This is a genomic window from Oceanobacillus sp. Castelsardo (assembly GCF_001659985.1).
Lineage (GTDB): Bacteria > Bacillota > Bacilli > Bacillales > Amphibacillaceae > Oceanobacillus.
In genome coordinates, this window is record NZ_LYCS01000003.1 from 61825 (window position 1) to 86974 (window position 25150).

The 25150-nt window shown below is 38.5% G+C and carries 24 protein-coding genes and 2 riboswitches; of the genes, 5 read left to right on the top strand and 19 right to left on the bottom strand.

The window, feature by feature from the left end:
* Positions 1-341: 341 nt before the first annotated feature.
* The 10 genes from A9178_RS19555 to spoIIR all read right to left on the bottom strand — a co-directional run bounded on the left by A9178_RS19555 (position 342) and on the right by spoIIR (position 11398).
* Entirely contained in the window at positions 342-2591 is a 2250-nt protein-coding gene (locus A9178_RS19555; RefSeq protein ID WP_068673788.1) for a S8 family serine peptidase, read from the bottom strand.
* A gap of 122 nt (positions 2592-2713) precedes the next feature.
* The gene (upp, locus tag A9178_RS07095; RefSeq protein WP_068673790.1) at positions 2714-3343 is read right to left on the bottom strand and encodes a uracil phosphoribosyltransferase; all 630 of its coding nucleotides are present in this window, start codon (positions 3341-3343) and stop codon (positions 2714-2716) included.
* A gap of 245 nt (positions 3344-3588) precedes the next feature.
* Entirely contained in the window at positions 3589-4827 is a 1239-nt protein-coding gene (locus A9178_RS07100) for a serine hydroxymethyltransferase (RefSeq protein ID WP_068673792.1), read from the bottom strand.
* A gap of 175 nt (positions 4828-5002) precedes the next feature.
* Complete coding sequence (locus tag A9178_RS07105) at positions 5003-5566, bottom strand: TIGR01440 family protein (protein WP_068673794.1); 564 nt, start codon at positions 5564-5566, stop codon at positions 5003-5005.
* 507 nt (positions 5567-6073) lie between these two features.
* Entirely contained in the window at positions 6074-7372 is a 1299-nt protein-coding gene (locus tag A9178_RS07110) for a methyl-accepting chemotaxis protein (protein WP_068673796.1), read from the bottom strand.
* Between the two features lie 15 nt (positions 7373-7387).
* A complete protein-coding gene (locus tag A9178_RS07115) occupies positions 7388-7990 on the bottom strand; it encodes a low molecular weight protein arginine phosphatase (RefSeq protein WP_068673798.1) in 603 nt (200 codons plus the stop codon).
* A 225-nt stretch (positions 7991-8215) separates the two neighbouring features.
* Positions 8216-8770 (bottom strand): manganese efflux pump MntP, encoded by a 555-nt coding sequence (locus A9178_RS07120; RefSeq protein WP_068673800.1) that lies wholly within the window; start codon positions 8768-8770, stop codon positions 8216-8218.
* Between the two features lie 193 nt (positions 8771-8963).
* Complete coding sequence (locus A9178_RS07125; protein ID WP_068673802.1) at positions 8964-9995, bottom strand: L-threonylcarbamoyladenylate synthase; 1032 nt, start codon at positions 9993-9995, stop codon at positions 8964-8966.
* 308 nt (positions 9996-10303) lie between these two features.
* On the bottom strand, positions 10304-10708 hold the full coding sequence (locus A9178_RS07130) for a GNAT family N-acetyltransferase (RefSeq protein WP_068673804.1): 405 nt from the start codon (positions 10706-10708) through the stop codon (positions 10304-10306).
* A 75-nt stretch (positions 10709-10783) separates the two neighbouring features.
* The gene (gene spoIIR, locus A9178_RS07135) at positions 10784-11398 is read right to left on the bottom strand and encodes a stage II sporulation protein R (protein ID WP_068673806.1); all 615 of its coding nucleotides are present in this window, start codon (positions 11396-11398) and stop codon (positions 10784-10786) included.
* Between the two features lie 144 nt (positions 11399-11542).
* Positions 11543-11657, top strand: a riboswitch (TPP riboswitch).
* A gap of 219 nt (positions 11658-11876) precedes the next feature.
* On the opposite strand from spoIIR, the gene thiW reads away from it, so the two are divergent.
* The 5 genes from thiW (at position 11877) to thiE (ending at position 15344) form a co-directional block, all read left to right on the top strand.
* Complete coding sequence (thiW, locus tag A9178_RS07140) at positions 11877-12362, top strand: energy coupling factor transporter S component ThiW (RefSeq protein WP_068673808.1); 486 nt, start codon at positions 11877-11879, stop codon at positions 12360-12362.
* A gap of 4 nt (positions 12363-12366) precedes the next feature.
* A riboswitch (TPP riboswitch) is annotated at positions 12367-12467 on the top strand.
* Between the two features lie 533 nt (positions 12468-13000).
* Positions 13001-13147 carry a hypothetical protein gene (locus tag A9178_RS18920; protein WP_156520723.1) on the top strand — a complete coding sequence of 49 codons (147 nt, stop codon included), beginning with the start codon at positions 13001-13003 and terminating at the stop codon, positions 13145-13147.
* Positions 13144-13950, top strand: a complete 807-nt coding sequence (gene thiD / locus A9178_RS07145; RefSeq protein WP_068673810.1) for a bifunctional hydroxymethylpyrimidine kinase/phosphomethylpyrimidine kinase — start codon at positions 13144-13146, stop codon at positions 13948-13950. Before A9178_RS18920 ends, thiD begins: the two co-directional genes overlap by 4 nt.
* Positions 13947-14720 (top strand): hydroxyethylthiazole kinase, encoded by a 774-nt coding sequence (thiM, locus tag A9178_RS07150; protein ID WP_068673812.1) that lies wholly within the window; start codon positions 13947-13949, stop codon positions 14718-14720. The genes thiD and thiM overlap by 4 nt, the downstream gene beginning before the upstream one ends.
* A complete protein-coding gene (thiE, locus tag A9178_RS07155) occupies positions 14721-15344 on the top strand; it encodes a thiamine phosphate synthase (protein ID WP_068673814.1) in 624 nt (207 codons plus the stop codon). It begins immediately after the preceding gene.
* A gap of 33 nt (positions 15345-15377) precedes the next feature.
* On the opposite strand, the gene prmC is transcribed toward thiE, so the two are convergent.
* The 9 genes from prmC to A9178_RS07200 all read right to left on the bottom strand — a co-directional run bounded on the left by prmC (position 15378) and on the right by A9178_RS07200 (position 25066).
* Positions 15378-16220, bottom strand: a complete 843-nt coding sequence (gene prmC / locus A9178_RS07160) for a peptide chain release factor N(5)-glutamine methyltransferase (protein WP_068673816.1) — start codon at positions 16218-16220, stop codon at positions 15378-15380.
* A gap of 1 nt (position 16221) precedes the next feature.
* Complete coding sequence (gene prfA / locus A9178_RS07165; protein ID WP_068673818.1) at positions 16222-17292, bottom strand: peptide chain release factor 1; 1071 nt, start codon at positions 17290-17292, stop codon at positions 16222-16224.
* A gap of 630 nt (positions 17293-17922) precedes the next feature.
* A complete protein-coding gene (locus tag A9178_RS07170; RefSeq protein ID WP_068673820.1) occupies positions 17923-18528 on the bottom strand; it encodes a thymidine kinase in 606 nt (201 codons plus the stop codon).
* Between the two features lie 233 nt (positions 18529-18761).
* The gene (locus A9178_RS07175) at positions 18762-19007 is read right to left on the bottom strand and encodes a type B 50S ribosomal protein L31 (protein WP_068673822.1); all 246 of its coding nucleotides are present in this window, start codon (positions 19005-19007) and stop codon (positions 18762-18764) included.
* Positions 19008-19242: 235 nt separating this feature from the next.
* Complete coding sequence (gene rho / locus A9178_RS07180) at positions 19243-20523, bottom strand: transcription termination factor Rho (RefSeq protein WP_068674265.1); 1281 nt, start codon at positions 20521-20523, stop codon at positions 19243-19245.
* 736 nt (positions 20524-21259) lie between these two features.
* Positions 21260-22546, bottom strand: coding sequence for a UDP-N-acetylglucosamine 1-carboxyvinyltransferase (locus A9178_RS07185; RefSeq protein ID WP_068673823.1), 1287 nt, complete (start codon positions 22544-22546; stop codon positions 21260-21262).
* A 312-nt stretch (positions 22547-22858) separates the two neighbouring features.
* Positions 22859-23500 (bottom strand): fructose-6-phosphate aldolase, encoded by a 642-nt coding sequence (fsa, locus tag A9178_RS07190; RefSeq protein ID WP_068673826.1) that lies wholly within the window; start codon positions 23498-23500, stop codon positions 22859-22861.
* Between the two features lie 225 nt (positions 23501-23725).
* Positions 23726-24580, bottom strand: coding sequence for a class II fructose-1,6-bisphosphate aldolase (gene fba, locus A9178_RS07195; RefSeq protein ID WP_068673827.1), 855 nt, complete (start codon positions 24578-24580; stop codon positions 23726-23728).
* A gap of 105 nt (positions 24581-24685) precedes the next feature.
* Entirely contained in the window at positions 24686-25066 is a 381-nt protein-coding gene (locus A9178_RS07200; RefSeq protein WP_068673830.1) for a response regulator, read from the bottom strand.
* Between the last annotated feature and the right edge of the window lie 84 nt (positions 25067-25150).

Below are 25150 nucleotides of genomic sequence, written 5' to 3' on the forward strand. Positions count from 1 at the left end.
TCTGTATGTTGTTTATTGAAAACCTTACCATCCCACACTAAGTTAGTTTACATTAGCTTGACTACCATTGTCAATTGCTTTAGTAAGATAATTTACATTAATTTAGTGATGGTAAAAAGTGTTATTTCTCAAGGTAATTCCTTCACTTTTTCTTTACACTCATACTACCACAATATCCTCATCGAGATGTCGTTAAATCAAAGGTTTTTTTACTCTATTATTGACAAATTTGTGAACGATTATAATTCTACAATTTTCGACTAGAAAACTAAGCGTTCATCACTTTGCGAATGCATTTACAATAGAGAGAGCAAGCTATCTTATCCGCCGAAAACAGCCGATCAAAAGAGTCTTTTCCTCTCTTGATCGGCCTTATTTATCATTAATATTGTTTCATAGCTTTCATACGTTCCATCCTCTAGATACACCGTTATAATTGCCACGTAATGTCCTGGATTCCCGATTTCTTCCTTTTTCATTTCTCCCTCATTCATTCCAATTTGCAACTCTTCCGTTGTTAATAACGTTCGGTCAAAAATTAGTGTCTGTGGATCATATAAATCTACTTTCACCTTTTCAGCAGGTTCTGTGACATATAGTTGATACGTGTAAGATTCATCTGAAAAAGGCTTTAAAGCAAACTGAAATCCCATCGCCTTTGGATTATCTGTTGTTTGATTAATAAATAAATATGGCAATTGGTAGGTTTGATCACTATCTTTTCTAGTTAATTTTAACCATCCTTGCTGTAAGCCTTCCTCAACTTGCGGACTAGTTATCGATAATTTTACCGGAATTGTCTTCGTTTCTTGTTTATTCACAGTAAATGTTTGCGGTAATTCCCAAGTGATTCCTTTTTGTTTCTTTGGTATATCAAAATAATAGGTTTGGTCTTGATTTGTTTGATTTTCTATTTTGACTTGAACTATTTTTGTTTCATTATACTGATCAACTTTACCAAAGGATAATTTTGCCCCATGTATTATTGCAACGGTTTCAATTGCATTACTTGGTTGAATTTCACCCATTCCTTGAATGATTGGATCTAGAAGATTTCCTTCCTCATCTTTTAATGGTATTGCCGTTGTCTCTATTGCCCCATAAATTTGGTCAATAGTCCAATCAGGATGTGCTTCTTTTATTAATGCGATGACCCCCGCAACATGTGGTGCTGCCATACTTGTTCCTTGTAAAGATTGATATCCTCCAGGGACAGTACTTAATATATTTGTACCTGGGGCTAATATATCTGGCTTAATATCCCAATTCACTGTTACCGGCCCTCTAGAACTGAAAGGAGCAATCGTTGTATCTATCTCCTCATAAGCTGTCTCAAGGTAAACTGAATCATTGGCCACTTGTCTATCAAGCCATTCGCCATCTTCTTTGGAAATCATCGCTACTGGAATTTCAATTGGTTCTTCCCCTGTATCAATCGATCCACTTATCATGTCGTCCTCATTATTCGCAATTAATACAGCCTTCGCTCCTTTTTGTTCCGCTTCTTTTGCCAAATCATAAAAAGGAATATCGCTCCGTTTTAATAAAGCAATTTTACCGTACATATTTTCTTCTTCCGCAGCTTTTACAATTTTGTGTGATTTTTCTAAATCCCATGGAACGGATCCCATCATTACTTGAATAAGAAAAGGTCGATTCGATTTCGGCTCCACAAGGTAAGGTATTTTTTGCGGATTCGTAGCAGCTCCTACTGAAAAAGCCTTTGATGCTGTCGCTGGTGCCCCAACGGTCCAATGATTTGGTCCACTATTCCCATTGGCAATAACAACCGGAATACCGAGTTCGACGGCACGGTTCACGGCTACACTTGTTGGATAATCAGGCCCATTCACGGAATTTCCTAGAGAAAGATTCAGTACATCTACTTCATCTTCTACAGCCTGTTCCAACGCTGCAATTACTTGTACCGATGTTCCAGCCCCTCCTGGTCCAAGGGCACGATATGCATAAATTTCCGCATCCGGGGCGACACCTTTTAAATCACCATCTGCTGCAATAATACCTGCAACGTGGGAACCATGACTAGTCGGGACACCTTCTTCTTTTAATGTTTCCATTGGATCTTCGTCAAGGTCCACTAAATCATATCCAGCTTTATAATTATTAACAAGATCTGGGTGGTCATAATCAATACCTGTATCCACAACACCAACCTTAATTCCTTCTCCTGTATATTCCGTATCATTCAGGTCTGAAGGAATCACATCAGATTCCGTCTCTTTCGCTTTTAATTCCTCATACGTTTGTCGAAGGGAATGATTCGCTTGAAAATATGGCATAGCTTCATATGTTTGAACAGTATGGATTGCCTTAATAAATTCAAGTGATTCCATTTTCTCTAAGTTTCGTGGGTTTCCTTGTAATGCAATCCCGTTGAACAGTAATTCATACGTGGCGATTACGTCAATAAAGGGATAATTTTTTTCAATAAATTCTTTCCGCTCTTCAGGGTCTCCCTCTACCTCAATAATAATCGAATCTACCTTTTTTCCCTCTTCTGCTTGTGAGATTGGGGTTTGGATTATAAATAATAAGCTTGTAAGTGAAAGTAAGAAGATAAAACGATTCATAAAATGGAGTGCCCCTTTTTACGAATAGTTTTTGTAAAGCCGAAGTAATTTATGCAGGGGAATTTGTAATGTGGCCAAAATAAAAAAGCCGCTATGCAGCATAACAGCTTTTCTCCATCCTATTATTTGGTTCCGAACAATCTATCTCCAGCATCACCAAGGCCTGGTACGATATAACCGTGATCATCAAGTCCATCATCTAAAGCCGCTAAATAAATATCCACGTCTGGATGTTCTTTCTTAATCACTTCCACACCTTCTGGGGCCGCTACTAAGCACATAAGGCGAATATGTTTTGCTCCACGTTTTTTTAATGAGTGGATAGCATCATTTGCTGAACCACCAGTAGCAAGCATTGGATCAATTACAATTAATTCACGTTCTTCAATATCAGAAGGCAATTTAATGTAATATTCTACAGGTTGTAAAGTTTCCGGGTCACGATATAGTCCAACATGTCCAACTTTTGCCGCTGGGATTAGTTTACGCATTCCATCAACCATCCCTAATCCAGCACGTAAAATTGGTACAAGTCCAATTTTCTTACCAGCTAGTACTTTAGCTTTTGAAGTTATAACTGGAGTGTCCACATCTACTTCTTCTAATGGAAGATCTCTTGTAATTTCAAAAGCCATTAACATTGCAACTTCATCAACAAGCTCTCTAAATTCTTTTGTACCAGTGTTTTTATCTCGAATATGCGTTAATTTATGCTGAATTAATGGATGATCTAAAACGAATACATTACCCATATTTTCCGTTCACTCCTTCAATTTTTGTTCTCTAAAATTGTACTTAAAAAATGATAGGGATTCAAGGTTTTGCGGAATAATGTCGAAAAGAGTATTTTTTCAGTATTTTTGTAGTTAGTTGGGAAAAATAATAGAATCACGATTTGTGCACTGGATATCAGTAAATATTTCCACTTATTTCCATATTCCCTACACCTAAAAAAAAGATGCTCCCCTCCAATTAGGGAACATCTTTTTAAACTCTATTATTTTTCGTACAATGGGAATCTAGCTGTAATAGCATCCACGCGTTCTCTTGCTTCATTTAATACTGCCTCATCTTCGTGGTTCTTCAATGTTTTCGCGATGATTGCTGCTATCTCTTTCATTTCTTCTTCACCAAATCCGCGAGATGTAACCGCGGCTGTACCCATACGAACACCACTCGTTACGAATGGACTGTTTGTGTCAAATGGAATCGTGTTTTTGTTTGTTGTAATTCCAATTTCATCAAGGATGTGTTCTGCATCTTTACCTGTAAGTCCAAGTGGTGTCACATCAACTATTAATAAATGGTTATCTGTACCGCCTGAAACAACACGTATTCCTTCATCAATAAATGCATCACTGAATGCTTTTGCATTTTTTACGATATGCCCAGCATATTCTTTAAATTCGTCTGATAAAGCTTCTTTAAAACATACAGCTTTTGCAGCAATAATATGCATTAATGGTCCACCTTGAATTCCAGGGAAGACTGCTTTATCAATCATTTTTGCATGTTCCTTTTTACATAAAATCATTCCACCACGTGGGCCACGTAACGTTTTATGTGTTGTTGTCGTCACGAAATCAGCATATGGAACTGGGCTTGGATGAAGACCCGCTACAACTAATCCAGCAATGTGTGCCATATCTACCATTAAGTAAGCTCCAACTTCATCCGCTATTTCACGGAACTTTTTAAAATCAATGATACGAGAGTATGCAGTTGCACCAGCAACGATTAATTTCGGTTTTACTTCTTTTGCTTTTTCTAAAAGAGCATCGTAATCGATTTGCTCTGTTTCTTTATCTACACCGTATTCTTCAAAGTTGTAAAATTTTCCACTAAAGTTAACAGGGCTTCCGTGTGTTAAGTGACCACCATGGTTCAAGTTCATACCTAGAACCGTATCACCTAATTCTAAAGCAGCGAAGTATACACCCATATTTGCTTGTGAGCCTGAATGTGGTTGTACGTTAGCATGGTCCGCACCGAATAATTTTTTCGCTCTTTCACGCGCAATGTCTTCTGCTACGTCTACGAATTCGCAACCACCATAATATCTTCTTCCTGGGTAACCTTCCGCATATTTGTTCGTTAAAACTGTACCCATTGCTTCCATTACAGCTTCCGATACGAAGTTTTCTGATGCAATTAATTCTATTTTATCCTTTTGACGTTGTCCTTCATCTTGAATCGCTTGATATAATTCCGGATCGTGCTTGATTACCTGGTCCATTGCTTTAGCCTCCTAGTGGAATTTTTTTCATATTTTGATTATTAAAATTCAATTATGTTTCTATTGTAACGTGTATTGTTCGATTTTTAAATAGTAAATTTATAAAATACGCAAAAATAATTCGTTTACTTTACAAAAATCCGCACGTTAACGATACCAAATCGTCATTTCCTTCTTATTTTAACCTTGTGTTTTCGTAGTTTGCTCGAGTTCCACCAATTAATTTTGGTCTTGTATATGCTGCAGCAACTCTCGCTTCACCAATCATCCGTTGTTTTAAACGTAGAGGAACCGCAACATGATTTAGGTGCATCCCTATCATCGTTTCACCAATATCTATTCCCGCATGCGCTGTAATATGTTCCACCACAACAGGATCATCCATATGTTTAAAGGCAAAAGCTGCCATGGAGCCACCCGCTTTTGGTACTGGGACAACAGAGACTTCTTCCAAATTAAACGTTTGTAATATTTTCCGTTCTACCACGAGGGCACGATTTAAATGCTCACAACATTGAAAGGCCAATGTAACTCCGGATTTTTCTTTCAACGCATTCATTCCGGTGAAGATAGTACTAGCTATTTCCTCACTTCCGGATGTTCCTATATGCTTCCCACCAACTTCACTTGTTGAACAACCTATCACAAAGATATCTCCATCATGAAGATGTCCACTGTCTATCCATTCCTGAACAATTTCATTTATATTTTGTTCTATGGCTTGAATATTTCGATCCATATTGCTCACCCCTAATCCACATTTTATAATGAGGCTGTCCCAAGGTCTACCCTTGAAACAGCCTCATTGAATTACTTTTTTATTGAATAAGAAATTATAAAAATTTAGCTTATAATATCTTGTCTTAAAGAAATGCCACGTCCGGCTCCAGCGCCCAGCAACTAGCAAACTTCACCCCCCTCCACTACGATAAAGAAGACTTGCCGATTGGTGAAACCAGAGGCTTAGTCGCACTTATACCCTTGTGGTGAAAGTCAACATCGACTCGTAGTTAAAGGAAGGCCGACTAAGAACGGCCTTTGCGGCCAACGTCGGCATACCCCTATGAAGGGGCATGTTTCCTTTATCTCATTGCAATAGAGGAATGTCCAATTAAGACCACCGCTTTGCGCAGCAACATCGGACCACCTGGCACGGCCAGGCGCAGTTTGTACGTTGCTACGAAGCACAGGACGTGCGAGTACAGGCGTTGCGACAGGACGTCGCGTTTTTAGCCTGTAAGGGCGCCTACGCCTTTGTTATTTCAAATTGATTAATTTGTTGATTTAATTGTTCCGCTTGCACCTCTATATTATAAGACAATTGTTCTACTTTTTCTATTATCGCGGATTGTTCTTGAACTGCAGCATTAACTTCCTCTGCTCCAGCTGAGGTTTCTTCTGCAATCGCCGCCACCTCTTGGGATTGTCTAACTGTATGTTGGATTAGTTGTAATTGATTATCCACTAATTCCGAAATGTTGCCAATTTCTTCCGCAACATCATTGACGGATTGTTCCATTTGATTCATTGCTTCATTCGTCTTTTTCCCATTACTTGATTCTTTTTTCGCTACTTCAACATTGCTATTGATCTTATCCACAACAAGTTGAACATCATGTTGAATGGAGGAAATTAAGCTAGAAATGTTTTCTACCGCTTTCGCACTTTCATCTGCTAATTTACGGATTTCTTCTGCAACAACAGAAAAACCCCGACCTTGTTCCCCTGCCCTAGCCGCTTCAATCGATGCATTTAGTGCAAGCAAATTGGTTTGCCCGGCAATTTCACCGACCATGGAAACAATAGCTTCCACCTGCTTTGCATTTTGTTTCAAATGCTCTACATCTTTTAGTGAAGCAACTTGTTCCGTTGCTAGAAGATTAATTCCATCTACTAGTTGGTGAAAGACAAGTTTACTTTCCTTTAACGTTTGTAGCATTGTGGATGATTTTTCCTTTGATTGTTCAGCCTTTTCTTGTACTTTTACAGCCAAATCAGTAGCCATTTCCACGGACTCTGCCGTACTTTGAATCGCTTCAGCTGATTGCTCCGCTCCACTAGATATCTCATAAATAGCTGTACGAATCGCCCCAGAATGTTCAGCGGATTGATTGGAGGTCTCTTTCATTTGTAGTACTGTTTCGTTAGTATGTTGAAAGTTTTTATCAATATTAAGAACGATTTGATTTAGATTTCTAAGCATCGTATGGACAGAAACACTTAAAGCCCTAATTTCATCATCTGAACTAGGAATTGGAACTTCTTGATTTAAATTTCCATTTGCAGCTTCTGAAGCAATTTCCGACAGCTTTTCCAATGGTTTCGTAATTAGAAAAGCAGCAAAAAAGGCTAAAAGACCCGACCAGAACACTCCACCTAATAAAGTAAGAATGGTATACCAGTGTAGTGGTATGGAGAGAAACATCTGTACATAGTCATATAAAATATAAATAAAAAACGCACTTGTTCCATACGTAATCATAGCTAATATCGTAATAAATAAAACTAATTTTAAACGCAAACTAAAGCGATACTTTCTCCGCATATAATAGCACCCCGACTATTCTTTTATCTTCTTAATAAGTAAGTCCATATATTGATCTAATTCATTTAAAGTATTTTGATAAATGGTTAAACTGCCACCGAATGGATCTGATATATCATAATTTATTAAACTAGCTTCCAAACTACGAATGGATGCCATATCTTCTTGTAATAATTGCTCCATTAAAATTTCTAAATCATACTCTGGCAGCTTGCTATTTTGCTGGGAGATTTGCAAACGTTTCTCTTCTAAATTGGCATACGCCTTTTTCAATTCATCCCACACTTTTTTATCCGAATCCACTACAAATTCTTTTAGGGTGTAATACTTATCTTGTTGATTCGGAAAATCCATAATTAAAGATTGTTTATGCTTTGATGTCATCGTTAATACAACATCCGCCCAAGTTAACAACGATATTGTTACTGGTTGAGTTTTATGTTCTATATCAATATTTTTTTCTTTTAATACTTGAACTGTTTTATCATTAGCCCGCTGATTATATCCCGCAAATATTCCCGCTGATTGCACCTCAACTTCTGGCAGTTTATTTCTCAAAAGAGCCTCTGCCATCGGACTACGACACGTATTTCCAGTACATACAAATAAAATTTTCATGATGATTCCCCCATATTGTTCTCTTCTTCACAATCTCATAGTTCAAATATACCACATTCTTATCCAAAATTGTTCAAATTTCAGTCAAAATTTCCATATAACAAAACTTCATCCGCAATTAGGATGGACAAATGTCTTAGTTAGACTTATACAAATCTTTATAGCAGGACAGGTAACCGAATTCCTATTTGCGAAAAGAAAAAGACCCTTGCCTTTACAAGAATCTTATCCAATCAGTAGGTTTAAACCAAACCCACATAAAATACTGCCACCAAGTATTTCACTATATACCCCTAAAAATCCGTGTACTTTTCTTCCTAACAGTAGGCCAATCCATGTAAGTAACATACTTATAGCACCAAATGTAATGATGACGATTGCGGTTTTTGCACCATACATTCCTAAACCTAAACCAACCGAAAAACTATCCAGACTTACGGTAAAAGCAATCGCTATTAAACCTAATCCTTTCGGGTCTAACATTTGTTTAGAGTCATGAATAAAGGAGTTAACAATCATTTGAATCCCAATTCCTAGTAACAACACACCTCCAGCAATCACCGCGAAATTTCCAATTGCTCCAGATATAAATTTCCCTAAAATAATCCCGATTAACGGCATAAAGATGTGGAATATCCCTATAGCAAGACCGACTAAGGCAATACGCTTTAGCCTTAATTTTTGCATTCCAATTCCAAGACTTATCGAGAAAGCGTCCATTCCTAAAGCAAATGCCATAATTAGAAAGGAAATCATTTCTTCTATATAGGATTCAGTCATAAATTAACCCCCTAGAGCATGCTTGTAAACTATATGCATGTCCTAGAGGGAATATGATTAACAAAAGCACAAGCGACCTTACAGGGGGTAGAACCCGACGCACGGAGGTGAAGAAAGTCTCGCTACAGCTACAGCGCTGGAGCTGGACGTCTCAATGGATTTAGGGTATTCACTGTTTCGTATGCAGTAGCATTCAATTTCCTTCTACTATATATTCCGTTGCTGCTTTTTGTAGTCGATTCATAACCGCCTGACCAATTCCTGAATCAGAAAAAGCTTCACAAATGATAAGATCTACGTCACCCTGTTTATATTTCCGCAATCCATCATATAGATGAGCAGCAATTTCATGGATGTTATCCCCAAGTGGATAGATCTCTTCGACTTCAAGTTTTGCAGATGTTTGTGAACTAGCGAGCACCCCTATCTTTATCCCTTTTTCACGTTCATCATCGATTAACTGTTGCACTCTTTCCACAGATCCTTTTACTAACCACATAGGAACCTCAGGTGAATAATGGCGATACTTCATCCCTGGGGCTTTCGGGCTCGCATTTTTATTTGCAAGTGCTGGGTCCACTATTACCGTTCCGACTACTTCTTCTAATTGTTCTTTCGTCACCCCACCTGGTCTAAGGATAATGGGGATATCCTGTGTACAATCAAGAACAGTAGATTCAACCCCAACACCAGTCGCTCCAGCATCTAACAATCCCGATATTTTCCCTTGCAAATCTTCCCAAACATGATTCGCCAATGTCGGACTAGGTTTACCCGAAACATTAGCACTAGGCGCTGCAATCGGGATATCACATGTTTTCAATAACTCCCTAGCTACAGGATGATCCGGAATTCTTACTCCTACTGTGGATAATCCTGCCGTTACATTTTCCGAACATGTTCCATTAGTTGGTAAAATATATGTTATTGGGCCAGGAGAAAAAAGATCCATTAACTTTTCAGCATATGGTGGAATATCATCCACAAGTCTTTTTAATTGTGCTTTTGTCGCAACATGTGCAATCAGTGGATTATCCTGTGGACGACCCTTTGCTGCAAAGATTTTCGCAACTGCATTTTCATTCGTTGCGTCCGCACCAAGGCCATATACAGTTTCGGTAGGGAAAGCCACTGTTTCTCCATCCTTTAATAGTGCCGCAGCTTCTTCTATGGCCGCTTTATCGTTTGATTTGTTTACATTTACATTCCATCGTTTTGTTTCCATACTAGGTCCCTCTTTTCTCTATCCCTTTATTTTAGAGGATTGAGGAAAAATACGCAAAAACATATGCAAAAATAAAAGGCCCGCAGAGTTATCCACAGATAATTTCCTATCATTTTAACCTTTTTAACTTAAAATTGTCGGTTTATACACAAAGTTGTCGATTTGCCAACAGTTTTCCAACAAGTTATACACAAGTGGTTGTGGATTATGTGAATATGTTTTTTAAATTTTCCATGCAATTCAATTTATTCCGCCCACATAACAACAAAAAAAGCATCCGCTAGCCCAATGCGAATGCCTTTTTCACACTATGAAACGTTATATGTCCACCAGCTTCCTTTTTTTAGAGGATATTTGTCCACAAAGCCGGCATCTGTTTGTGGATGGAACTGCAACGCTTCCAATAATATATCCACAACTGGTTGATGACTGTGTACATAAACACTTTTTGCATCCATAGATTTTGCGATGGTTAAAATAGATTCTAGTAACACCGGTAATTTATTTGCTTCCGTTCTTGTAATATATAATTGTTTTAACCAATATGCATCCTTTTCATCCATTTCATCCAAAATAAAACAACCTTCAATTTTAGAGCCAATCTCTACCACGAATCCTTTTTCCACTAAACTATTCTTATCTAGATTTTCATTTCGATTAAAAAATTCCTCTAGCATCTCGTCTGTAGCCTTATTCGCCGGTATAATATGCATGTTCCTCACCTCTTCTATTAAATGTAATAGATTCATTCTTTCTATTTCTATCATCCTATGCAAGAAATAGAGGAACTATGACCATCCTAACCATTCAAATAAGAAAAATTTTACTTCCTTTTCTTCTTCTTGCTTTTCTTCTAATTCTAATTCTTCCGCTTCCCCTGCATCCGCTGCAGATACGCTCGTTCCGAATGAGAAGTCTAGGAAGCATAGCGGTGGAAATAAGACACACCACCAATTATCCCCTTTCCCTTCTCCTATTGTAATTAAAATCGCTTCATATTTTCCTGCTGGGTATAAATAAGAACCATAAAGTTTTGTTGGGAACTCTACATTTTTACCATACTCTACCGTAAATTCATTTTCAAATCCCTCTTCATCAATTACATTTCCTACAATCGCTTCCACTTCTGGCAATCTATCTTGTATCAATTGACGCGCTTCTTCTATATCTGTCATATGTTCCACCCAGCTCGATATTTCTTTATTTACTTCATCTCTAACATTACGTTTCAATTCTTGGTCTTTGTCGTTATCACTATTTGCTAAAATACGAAGACGAATCGCTTCGTCTGGAATCACTTGATATTCTTGATGCCCCATTCCTTCTCCTTCGCTAGTACCTGTATTTGGAAATGTAAAAAATAATATAATAAATATAAATGCACCAAATAATAATTTTTTCATTGTTATTTCCTCCCCCGTTCTCTTAGGACTATTATGGACAGGAGAATATTATTTTAAACTAGTAATCTATTATTTTTTTAAAATAAGGTGACAATACACACTTTCTTTGTTATGGTTAGTTTGTAAGTGCTTAATTATATAAAAATTTACTACTAGGGGTGCCCAAAATGTGTGGGCTGAGAGGGAAGCGAGTACACTTCCCGACTCTTATGGACCTGATCTGGATAATACCAGCGGAGGGAAGTAGTCGGACGTTTTCATTTCAAACTGTCCACCTATTTCAGCTTATCAAGCCAGGTCCAATAAGGATCTGGCTTTTTTGATGGGTTAAAAGTAAAAATCCCACAATAAAATCCCTATGACAGGATGGCCCAGTCCACTCCGCGTCTTGCAACTTGCAAGGATAGACTTGTCTTGTATGTTTCTATAAGGAGCACATGCGCTTTGGGTAACTTCTAGTAATCTAGGGAGGTATCGGATGAATCGAACACGTTTATTAACAACGATGGCTGTGCTCATCGCGATGGGAACACTAACAGCACAGCTTGTCTGGTTTCCAGCCGGCATTGCAAGAGCCTATCCTGTCCAGCATGCAATAAATATTGTCGCAGCTGTGACACTTGGACCGGGGCCAGCAGTTATCATCGCTTTTATGATTAGTCTACTTCGTAATTTGCTCGGCCTTGGAACACTATTAGCTTTTCCAGGAAGTATGATTGGTGCATTATTAGCAGCTTATTTGTATAGATTGTCAGGAAAAAATGCATTTGCCGCTCTTGGAGAAAGTATTGGCAGCGGAATTATCGGCGCACTCTTTGCTGTACCATTTGCCTACATCTTTATGGGAAGCTCAGTTGGTGCATTAGCATTTATACCGCCATTCATCGTCAGCAGTACAACAGGAGCCATCATCGGCTTATTTATCGTATCACGTATGAAAATCAAAAATATTATACGCATTTAAGTTATGAAACTACTAGGGGTGCATTTAGCTGAGATAAGGAACTTCCTTTGTCCCTTGGAACCTGCTCTGGATAATTCCAGCGAAGGGAAGTAGCAGCAGGAACCTTCTCCTATCTCTCTATCCTTTTACACCTCTACTAGCTTCTATTCCAGTGCAAGAGTACCGATATGTGGTGAGCGATTACCGATATGTGGTGCGTGTGCACTGATATCCAGCGTGCGAGTACCGATATCCAGCGCTACTGTACTGATATCTCGCGCGCGAGTACCGATATCCAGCACCAGTACTGATATCTAGCGCGCGAGTACCGATATCCAGCGCTACTGTACTGATATCTAGCGCGCGAGTACCGATATCCAGCACCAGTACTGATATCTAGCGCGCGAGTACCGATATCCAGAGCGTGTGTACTGATATCTAGCGCGCGAGTACCGATATCCAACGCGTGTGTACTGATATCTAGCGCGCCTGTACTGATATCACGCACCTGTACTGATATCTAGCGCACGAGTACCGATATCCAGAGCGCCTGTACTGATATCTCGCGCACTAGTACTGATATCCCGCGCACCAGTACCGATATCCAGCGCTCCACTACCGATACCCAACACATATAACAAAAACAAGGAGGCTTTTCCATGACTTTCACAGATGAATTAAGTAAAGGAAACGAGAATATTTTTCAACTTACTTTTGATAACCCCTTTGTTCAAGAAATAAGAAAAAGTAAACTTCCCAAAGAAATAGTTGTACAACCGAAAAAAAAGGCGGTGACACATTCATGAAAAAGATAGCAACAGCACTCACCATTGCCGGAACAGATCCTAGTGGCGGAGCTGGAATCCAGGCAGATTTAAAAACATTCCAGGAATTGCAAAGTTACGGCATGTCTGTCATTACATCCGTCGTCGCCCAAAATACAACAGGTGTACAAGCAATTCACCACGTACCACTAGAAATGATTGAACAACAACTAGATGCCGTTATTTCCGATATACCAATTCACGCATTTAAAACAGGAATGATTGCAAATATCGATATGATGAAATTAATCGTGGAGAAACTTCCGCAAACCGAGGCCCCATATGTGATGGATCCTGTCATGGTTGCAACGAGCGGAGATGCGTTAATCGAAGTAGAGGCGCGTGACTTTTTGCGTGAACAGCTTTTGCCTACCACATCGCTGGTGACACCTAATATTCCAGAAGCTGAATTTTTGACTGGAGAAAAGATTGAATCAACGGATGATATGAAGCAGGCTGCAGTAGTATTAGTTGAGAAGTTTGGTGCTGGCGCTGCTTTAATAAAAGGCGGTCATATGGAGGGGGACGCAACGGATTTCCTCTACGACGGTTCAACTATCCATACATTTTCCGCAGAAAGAATTGACACGAAGAATACGCACGGAACAGGATGTACATATTCTGCCGCGATTACTGCCTATTTAAGTCACGGATTGAATTTATACGAAGCAGTGAAATGTGGGAAGCATTTTGTCACAGCAGCAATTGCTGAATCTTTTCCTCTAGGTTCTGGTCATGGACCGACAAATCATTGGGCAATTAGAAAGGAGAATGTGAAACAATGAATCCAACTATCATCCAAAGTGTTCGAGAAAAAACACCACTTATTCACCATTTGACGAATCAGGTCGTGATGAATTTTACAGCGAATGGCTTATTAGCTTTTGGCGGAGCTCCTATCATGGCAAAATCTGAAGTGGAAGCATACGACATGGCTTCTATTTCAGATGGAATTCTTATCAATATTGGAACGATTACAGAAGCCGATGTTCAAGCAATGATCCTCGCCGGTAAGGCTGCAAACGAAAAAGGAATCCCAGTTGTGCTTGATCCCGTTGGCGTTGCCGCGACCCCTTTCCGAACAGAGGTCGTAAAGCAAATTTTAGCCGAGGTACAGCCGACCGTGATTAAAGGAAATGCCGGAGAACTTGCCCATCTCTCCGAAATTCCTTGGCAAACCAAAGGGGTTGAATCCATCGGTGAAGGAAATACGAAGGAAATCGCTCAAAAGGTTGCGGAAAAATATAACACAACTGCTATTGTTACAGGCAAAATCGATACGATCTGTACCGGAAATCAATTGGTTCAAAATGAAACAGGCCATGAGCTTTTGACTAAAGTAACAGGTGCTGGCTGTTTACTCGGATCTATCGTCACAGCTTGTTTAACAACAGAGCATCCAACTCTGGAACAAGCATCAACAGCTGTACATTTTTATGGATTAGCAGCGGAATATGCCGCTACTCTTCCAGGTGTTCATGGGTCTGGAACCTTTTTACCAACCTTTATCGACGCTCTTTCATTAGAACCAGGAGACCTAGAAAGGAGAGTCTAAATGCCAAATTCCATCCAAAAAAGTTTACGTAAATATTTTATCATGGGCAGTCAGAATTGTACGCGAAATCCAGTTGAAATACTGGAAGCTGCAGTCGAAGCTGGGGTTACCGCCTTTCAATTTCGTGAAAAAGGGGCGAATTCCTTAACAGGAGGGGCTAAAATAGAGTTAGGTAAACAGTTGCGAGCTGTATGCCGAAATGCCGGTATCCCGTTTATCATCAATGACGATGTAGAGCTTGTCCATTTGTTAGATGCGGATGGCATTCATGTCGGACAAGACGATCAATCTGTTGAGGATTTACGAAGATCTTTTCCTAATAAATGGATTGGTTTATCCATCTCCACTGCGAACGAGCTTAGAAACAGTCCACTAACCAGTATAGATTATATTGGTGCGGGACCGATCTTCCCTACCACAACCAAGACAGATGCTAAAGCTGCGGTTGGCTTAGAGTGGATATCAACATTAAGAAAGCAATTTCCTAATCTTCCCATCGTTGGAATCGGAGGAATTACAACAAAAAATGCTGCTTCCGTCTTGGAGGCAGGGGCTGACGGCGTATCCGTTATTTCCGCAATTGCGAGGGCAAAGGATATAGACTTGGCAGTTAAGTTATTATAATGCAAGGGTGGCAAAATTAATTTGCCACCCTTTTCATAGCTGAGCAGATACGATTCGATCCTTTCCATTGATATCTTGTATCGTTTCTATCGTACTTTCAGGAAAATTGGATTGTATTAATTGATGCACAGCCTTACTTTGACTGTGCCCTATTTCGAAAACAATCCCTTTCAAATTAGGAATTTTCCTAGCCTGTTCCATAATCATTCGATATGCTGCAAGACCTTCTTCTTCCGCAAACAGTGCAAGGGATGGGTCAAAGTTCTTCACCGTATCTGACAATAGTTTTTCTTCCGACTTCGCAATATAAGGTGGGTTAGATACAAGTACATCTATAGGTACGTCCCCCTCCACAAATGGCTGTAAAAAATTACCTTTAATAAAGTTTACATCCGCATGTAACGTTTCTGCATTTCCTTTCGCCACTTCCAATGCCTTCTCTGAAATATCCGATGCAAAAACAGTTGTATGAGGTAATTCCAATTTTAAAGTAGTAGCAATAATCCCACTACCTGTTCCTATATCAGCAATCGTTACAGGTTCCTTCCCCACCTTGTTGATAACATGCTCGACAAGCTCTTCCGTTTCCGGTCTTGGAATGAGCACATGTTCATTCACGGCAAATTTCCGTCCATAAAACCACTCATACCCTATTATATGTTGTACCGGTATCCCCGTTTCGGCATGTCTTTGGATATCCTTTTTAATCTTTTTTACCTTTTCTTCTGGAATTTCATCCTGCATCATCATGAAATATTGACTTCTTGATATGTTTAAATGATGTTGAATTAATATTTCCGCGACCCTCGGTTCTCGATTATGTTTTTCTAAAAAAAGAGAAGCCCAGTTTTGGACTTCGTATAATTTTTCACTCATCTTATTCACCAATTTGTTCTAGTTTTTTCGCTTGTTCTTCTAATTGCAATGCATCCACAAATTCATCTAATTTTCCTTGCAAAATTTGGTCAAGCTTTTGAATCGTTAATCCAATTCGGTGATCGGTCACACGGTTTTGTGGGAAGTTATACGTACGAATACGTTCCGAACGATCTCCCGTACCAACTGCTGACTTTCTCGTTTCATCATATTCAGCCTGGGCCTCTTGTTGGAATTTATCATAAATTCGAGCACGTAGTACCTTCATTGCTTTTTCTTTGTTTTTGATTTGGGACTTTTCATCCTGAATCGAAACAACAATACCTGTTGGCAAGTGGGTTAAACGAACCGCTGACATCGTTGTGTTAACACTTTGACCACCAGGGCCACTAGATGCAAACGTATCAACACGAATATCTTTATCATGCACTTCCACTTCTACTTCTTCAGCCTCTGGTAACACCGCAACTGTTGCTGTCGAAGTATGAATTCTACCACCTGATTCCGTTTCTGGAACACGTTGAACACGGTGCGCGCCATTTTCAAATTTTAATTTAGAATAGGCACCGTTCCCGTTAATCATGAAGATAATTTCTTTATATCCACCAACACCTGTTGTGTGTGCCTCCATTACCTCTGTCTTCCAACCATGGCTCTCCGCATAGCGAGAATACATACGATAAAGATCGCCAGCGAATAATGCAGCCTCATCCCCACCTGCAGCACCGCGAATTTCTATGAATACGTTCTTGTCATCATTCGGGTCTTTAGGTAGAAGTAAAATCTTCATCTTTTCTTCTAGTTCTTCTTTAGCAGAAGAAAGTTCTTGGATTTCGTCTTTTGTCATTTCATACATTTCATCATCCAAGTCTTCTTCAAGCATTTCTTTTGCGTCTTTTAATTGTTTATCAATATCTTTATACTCACGGTATGCTTGAACAACATCCGATAAATCCGACTGTTCTTTCGAATAATCACGAAGTTTCTTTGTATCATTCACAATTTCCGGATCGCTAAGTAATTCATTTAACTTATTATAACGATCTTCTAATGTCTGTAAACGATCAATCATCACGTACACCTCTTTCTCATTAACAGTAATATTATATTATACACAGAGGGGTGGGGTCAAAGTATTTTGGGGAAGTTAAGGTAAGGAGTAAAGGATGGAGCGGATAAAGTCGACCGTGAGTATTGCTCTCTTGGTTGACTACTCCTACTTTTCCTCTCGAGTCAACCGTGAGAGCTTCTATCTCGGTTGACTACTCCTGCTTTTCATTCCGACTCGACCGTGAGAGCTTCTATCTCGGTTGACTACTCCTACTTTTCAGTCCGACTCAACCGTGAGAGCTTCTATCTCGGTTGACTACTCCTGCTTTTCATTCCGAGTCAACCGTGAGAGCTTCTATCTCGGTTGACTACTCCTGCTTTTCATTCCGACTCAACCGTGAGAACCTCTATCTCGGTTGACTACTCCTGCTTTTCATTCCGACTCAACCGTGAGAACCTCTATCTCGGTTGACTACTCCCACTTTTCAGTCCGACTCAACCGTGAGAATCGCTATCTCCATTAAAATTAAATATATACAATTTGTACAATCCTGGAAGTGTACACGATTATTTGCTTTAATATTTTCCCCTATATAATAAAATATAATAGACAAAAAAAAGAACACCAAACTAGGTGCTCCACGTTGTTATTCTATTTGATTTTCAAAAATTGTTTTGTTGGTTTATTCGGTACTTCATGATGATGGCGACATCTTGGCTCATAAGATTCAGATGCTCCAACAAGGATAATAGGGTCATCATACGATGCCGGTTTCCCATTAATGAGCCGTTGTGTACGGCTTGCCGGTGAACCACAAATTGGGCAAATGGCATTTAATTTGGTTGTCGACTCACTAATAGCCATTAATTGAGGCATCGGGCCAAAAGGTTCTCCACGAAAATCTGTATCTAATCCGGCTGCTATAACACGAACACCATTCTTAGCAAGCTGTTCTGCGATTTCAACGATAGCATCATCGAAAAATTGTGCTTCATCAATGGCAATAATATCGACATTAGGATTGATGTGCTCAAAGATTTCTTCTATCCGATTAATTGGTCGGGCGACGGTAGACATTCCATTATGCGATACGACTTCCGTTTCATCATAACGGTCGTCTATTGCTGGCTTAAAAACTTGCACCGTTAAATGAGCATAAGTAGCACGACGAACTCGACGAATGAGTTCTTCGGATTTTCCGGAAAACATACTGCCACATATTACTTCAACCCAACCACTTTGTTTCATTACATACATGTAGAGAACCTCGCTTTTTATTATTCCTAACGTTAAAGTTTAACTTTCATTTATTATAAACCTTCATTAGTTTACCACGAAATAGGTAAATTTAAAGAACATTTTATCGCAATCTATCTGCCAAAAAAGCGAAAACAGGCAAAATATTATTATTTTGCCTGTTTTTGATAGTCGGAATGAAATATTCCAGGTTTATCAAGCTAGTTCCACTCATTAAAAATAGAGCTTCCCTCTTATTTCATATTATATTTTTTCTTGAATCGATCCACACGTCCGCCGACTTTATCAGCTTTTTGTTTACCAGTGTAGAATGGGTGTGAATCAGAACTGATTTCAACTTTGATTAAAGGATAAGTGTTGCCATCTTCCCATTCGATTGTTTCGTTAGAAGATTTTGTTGAACCAGTCAAGAATTTGAAGTCTGAGCTAGTATCTAAGAATACTACTTTTCTGTACTCAGGATGAATTCCTTGTTTCATGCTTTTCCACTCCTTATGCCCTGAATCCCTTGGAAACAGAGTTATTTTAGGGGCTTTTTGAAAAAGTACTATCTTTTCCCTTTTCAAAAAATACCTATTTTAGATTCGATTATCTAAACTCACATCTATGAATTATACCAGTGTCGTTTCTTGTTTGCAAGTAACTATCGTAAATTTTCTACTAAAACCCGCATCCCAATTAAACTTAGAATTTCCCTTCAAGTGACAAATGGGACTAACGCTTCATTCCTTTTCTCTTCATTTCCTCATCCATAACTTGATAAAATTCTTCGTTAGATTTGGTTGATTTTAGCTTTCTCAAGAAGCGATCTAGGAATTCGTGATTATCTTGCATTGTTTTACGTAGCATCCATACTTTATCCAGATTTTCTTTCGGAATAAGTAATTCTTCTTTACGTGTACCAGATTTAAGTATGTCAATTGCTGGGAAGATTCTTCTTTCTGCAAGGTGACGGTCTAGGTGAAGTTCCATATTACCAGTACCTTTAAATTCTTCGTAGATTACATCATCCATACGTGACCCGGTATCAACTAGGGCTGTAGCTAATATCGTGAAGCTCCCACCTTCTTCGATATTTCTTGCCGCACCGAAGAAACGTTTCGGACGGTGGAACGCAGCAGGGTCAATCCCTCCCGACAAGGTTCTACCACTCGGCGGAATAACTAAGTTATATGCACGGGCTAATCGAGTAATACTGTCCATTAAAACAATAACATCACGTTTATGTTCAACGAGACGCATCGCTCTTTCTAGAACAAGCTCCGATACTTTGATATGACTTTCTGGGATCTCATCAAACGTGGAACTTACTACATCCACATCAGGACTTACAGAACGTTCAATATCTGTAACTTCTTCCGGACGCTCATCCACCAATAAAATAATTAATTTTGCCTGTGGATGGTTTTTAGTAATACTATTTGCAATTTGTTTAAGAAGCACTGTTTTACCCGCTTTCGGTGGGGCAACAATTAATCCACGTTGTCCAAAACCAACAGGAGTCATCAAGTCCATAATACGCGTGGACAATTGTCTGTTATCTGTTTCCAATTGCATAAATCGATCTGGATATAAAGCAGTTAGTGCCGGAAAGTGAACTCGTTCTTTAGCTGTTTCTGGATCCTCACTGTTCACCGCATCAACATGTAATAACCCGTAATAACGTTCATTTTCTTTCGGAGGTCTTACTTTTCCAGAAACTTTATCCCCATTTCTCAAATCAAAACGACGAATTTGTGATGCTGAAATATAAATATCTTCAGCACTTGGAGAATAGTTAATTGGTCTTAAGAAACCAAAACCTTCTGAAGGAATGATTTCCAATATACCATCCATAAATAAGTACCCATCTTTTTCTGCTTGTGCTTTTAAAATAGCAAAAATGAGTTCCTTTTTCGTTAATTTAGCATAATAAGAAATTCGATATTCCTTTGCTAATGCATATAATTCTTTTAAAGTTAACGTCTCTAATTGAGAGATTGTTAATGCAGACATATTTTCACCTTCGTCCAATCCAATACCATCTTCTACATAAGATGAATTATTATTTTAAAAAGTTAAGCCATCATAAAAAAAGAAGGCTTTTAATTATATCTTGAAACATTCATTATTTTAATGTAATGAAATACTTCCTTGCTTAAATTTATTTTATTCTTTTCCTATCTGCTAAAAATGATTTATTCTACTTCTTTTGAGAAGGTTAAACCCTTTGCGAAGAAATAATTTGGAAGTAAAAATGAAGAAACCTAATCGGTGTTTCGTTGCTTAAAGCGGAATCTGCTTATATTAGACAATATAATCTTACCCTTAAATTTTTACTTATTCAATACTTTTTTTGTTGGGGTATTCATAAATTTTGTGGGAAAATTATCAGTTTCATAGTTTTTATATGATTGGAAAGGAAGCCAGAGAAGGTCTAGCTCCCTTTCGTTATACGAAGACTTAGTATTACTTCTTCTGTAGTTTTTTCGGTCATGTACTACCCTTTACATATTTACTACTATTTACTCGCGCTCTCCCATTGAATAAGATTACTTTACATTTTTACTAGTTACTTATTCTGGTTCGATAAAAATCTTTAAATTCCTTCTAAATTTGTAAAAAATATAAAATGAACCCTTTATTATCTTCTTTTTCATTAGAATTGAAAGTATAAAATTTATTTATTCACGCAAATAGCTGCAATAGCCATGTCCTCGAAGCGGCGTATTCCAGGCTTATGGCTACCACGTTATGAATTTTGAAATTGGATAATTTCTACTTCATCCATTTCTTCCCGCCAAATATTTGCACCAAGATGGCCTAACTTTTCTGTTATTCGTTGATATCCTCTATCGATATGATCCACACCAGTTATTTCCGTTATTCCGTTAGCCGTTAACCCTGCAACAATTAAAGCAGCACCTGCACGTAAGTCCGATGCTTTCACTTTAGCACCCTGAAGCTTTACAGGCCCACTAACAATAGCAGAACCACCCTCTACTTTGATGGCGGCGTTCATGCGTCTTAACTCATCAATGTGTTTGAGTCGTGCAGAATATATGGTATCCGTTACAACACCAGTATTTTCAGCCTTTGTTAACAAGGCTGTAAAAGGCTGTTGTAAGTCTGTTGGAAATCCTGGGTAAACCAATGTTTTAATGTCAACGCTTTTCAGTCGGTTTCCTGGAGCAATTAATAATTGTTCATCACCTTCCTCCACACGTATGCCCATTTCTCTAAACTTTGCAAGCAAAGCTTCCAAATGGTTGGTGATGACATTATCAATAATCACTTCCCTACCTTGTGCTGCAGCGGCTATTGCGTATGTTCCTGCCTCTATTCGATCTGGGATAATCGTATGTCTACAGCCGTGAAGTTCAGGTACTCCCTCAATTCGTATTACGTCTGTACCGACACCTTTAATCTTTGCACCCATATTCGTTAATAATGTAGCAACGTCAATAATTTCTGGCTCTTTTGCAGCATTTTCAATAACCGTCTTTCCTTTAGCCCGAACCGCTGCAAGCATAATATTAATCGTTGCACCAACACTAACGACATCAAGGTAAATTCTTGCACCTTTTAGTTCTTTAGCACGTAAATAAATGGCACCTTGTTCATTCGTTACCTCTGCGCCAAGTGCTTCAAAACCTTTGATATGTTGGTCTATCGGTCGCGGTCCTAAATAACAACCACCAGGGAGTCCGATTACCGCCTTTTTAAATTTACCTAACATAGCGCCCATAAAATAATACGAGGCTCTTAATTTCTTTACCTTTCCATTTGGTAAAGGCATGTCCACCATCTTAGCTGGATTAATCGTAATTGTTTGTTCATCCCAACTTACATCGCCACCAATTTCTTCTAAAAGATCACTTAGTAGTTGGACATCAGAGATTTGTGGTAATCCTTCAATTATTACAGGGGAATCCGCTAAAATCGAAGCTGGTAGAAGAGCTACTGCACTATTTTTCGCACCACTAATTCTTACTTGGCCATTTAGCATATGGCCGCCTTCAATTAATATTTTTTGCATCCGTAACCCTCGCTTTTAGTATGTGTTCAAAAAAGACCGAGGCCGCGTAGCTTTTAGTAGTAGAAAGGTAAGCCAACTAACTTCTTTGAAGGAAGGCCGACACAAATCGTGCTTTGCGCCCAACTCACACCTTCCCTTTTGAAGGGGCATCTCATTTTCATCGGACTTTTTGAACCACCTCTTTTGAGGTAATCATGGTCCTCCATTTTCATATGTATGACAAAGGAGATAAGAAAGAGTTAGAGCGAATAATCTATTCGCTCTATTTATATCATTTACGATATCTATTTATTTCATTCAATTTTCCACAAATTATTTATTCCAGTCAGCTAAAAACTTCTCAATACCTTGATCAGTTAATGGATGTTTTACAAGCTGAGCTAATACATTAAATGGTACTGTTGCAATATCCGCACCATTTAGAGCTGCTTCTGTAACATGCATTGGATGGCGAATAGATGCAGCGATAATTTTTGAATCAATTCCATGAATATCAAAGATTTCAGCTATGTTGCGAATTAAAGTCATACCGTTTTGACCGATATCGTCTAAACGGCCTAAGAAAGGAGAAACATATGTAGCACCAGCACGTGCAGCTAGTAATGCTTGGTTTGCATTAAAAATTAAGGTAACATTGGTTGTAATTCCAAGGTCAGTTAAAGCTTTTGTTGCTTTAAGGCCTTCTAAAGTCATTGGGAGTTTTACCGTAATGTTTGGTGCAATTGCTGCTAGTTCTTTACCTTCAGCAATCATTCCTTCCGCGTCTAAAGAAATAACTTCTGCACTAACAGAACCTTCCGTAACCTCTGCAGTGATTTCTCTTAAACGATCATGGAAATCAACATCTTTTTCCTTGGCAACAAGACTAGGGTTTGTTGTTACTCCTCCCAGAACACCAAGTGCATTTGCTTCGCGAATTTCATCGATATTAGCTGTATCAATAAAAAATTGCATATAATTTCACTCCTATTCTGAAAAATTTATACATCATTTTCCATTATATACGATAAAACGACGAGTGGATAGGGGTTTTTCCCAATCCATTCGTCGTTTTATGTTTTTTACCGCAACTCAACGGGCAGTAATACCCAATAGTTCCTAGGGTAAATTGCCCGTAAAAGTCCGATTCGTTCCTCTAACAATACCGGGAAAAAGCCACCCACTTATTGAAGATTCTCTTTATGCTTTTCCTGTAGAACCGAATTCACGCATTTTACCTTTAACAGTTTCTTTAATTGCTTCTGTACCAGGTCCTAAATATTTACGTGGATCATATAATTCAGTTTTTTCTTCTAATGTTTTACGAACAGCAGCTGTTTGTGCCATTTGGTTTTCTGTGTTTACGTTAATTTTAGCAGTTCCTAATGAAATAGCTTTTTGAATATCTTTAGTTGGGATACCTGTACCACCATGTAGTACTAACGGAACTTGTACAGCGTTTAAGATTTCTTCCATTTCTTTGAAACCTAAGTTAGGTTCACCTTGATATGGGCCGTGTACAGAACCAAGTGCAGGAGCTAGACAGTCAACTCCAGTTTCAGTAACAAGACGTTTACACTCGTTAACATCAGCGTACATAATTCCACCGATAACACCGTCTTCTTCTCCACCTACAGTTCCTACTTCAGCTTCAACAGATACACCGTGAATATGTGCAAGTTCTGTTACTTTTTTAGTAGTTGCAATGTTTTCATCAATTGGATCATGAGAAGCATCGATCATTACAGATGTAAATCCTGCATGAATAGCCTCCGCACATTTTGCAAAACTTGAACCATGGTCAAGATGGATTGCAACAGGGACAGTTGTACCATAAGATTCCATTAAAGATTTAACCATTGCTACAACAACGTTAAATCCACCCATATATTTTCCTGCACCTTCAGAAACACCTAAGATTACAGGTGATTTTTCTTCTTCTGCCGCTTGTAGAATTGCTTGAATGTATTCTAGGTTATTGATATTAAATTGACCTACCGCATAACCATTTTCTTTTCCTTTTTCAAGCATTTCTTTCATTGATACTAATGGCATATGATATCCTCCTCTAGTGAATTCATTCACATAAGTTGTACTTTTTTATTACATAATTAGAATACCAACTTGTCCCATTAGGTGCAAGCTTTTAGAAATCACCATTTACTTCATATTTGTCCGATTCCCAACAATGGCATGAACCTTTTCTACAAACTCATTTATGTTGAAAGGCTTTGCAATTACTGATTTAACAAGCTTATACTTCCTCGCCTCGGATGCGATGTTTTCTACTAGACCGCTCATGACAATGGCAGGAATTTCCACATTATCTTTTTCTAGCTTTTCTAGCACTTCCGTTCCATCCATGATTGGTAATTTGTAATCTAAAATCATTAGATCAAATGCTGTAGTATTAAGTTGATCTAACGCTTCTTTACCAGTAGTTGCTTCTTCAATTTCGTATCCTTCATTTTTCAATACTTCTTTAAGTAATAACCTAATTCCTATTTGGTCATCTACTACTAGAATTTTATTCTTACCCAATAAAATCCTCCCCCTAACATCAAATCAACAAAAAATTTCATAAAACCACTTTTTCCCCCAATACTTTCATTTCTATACTCATAT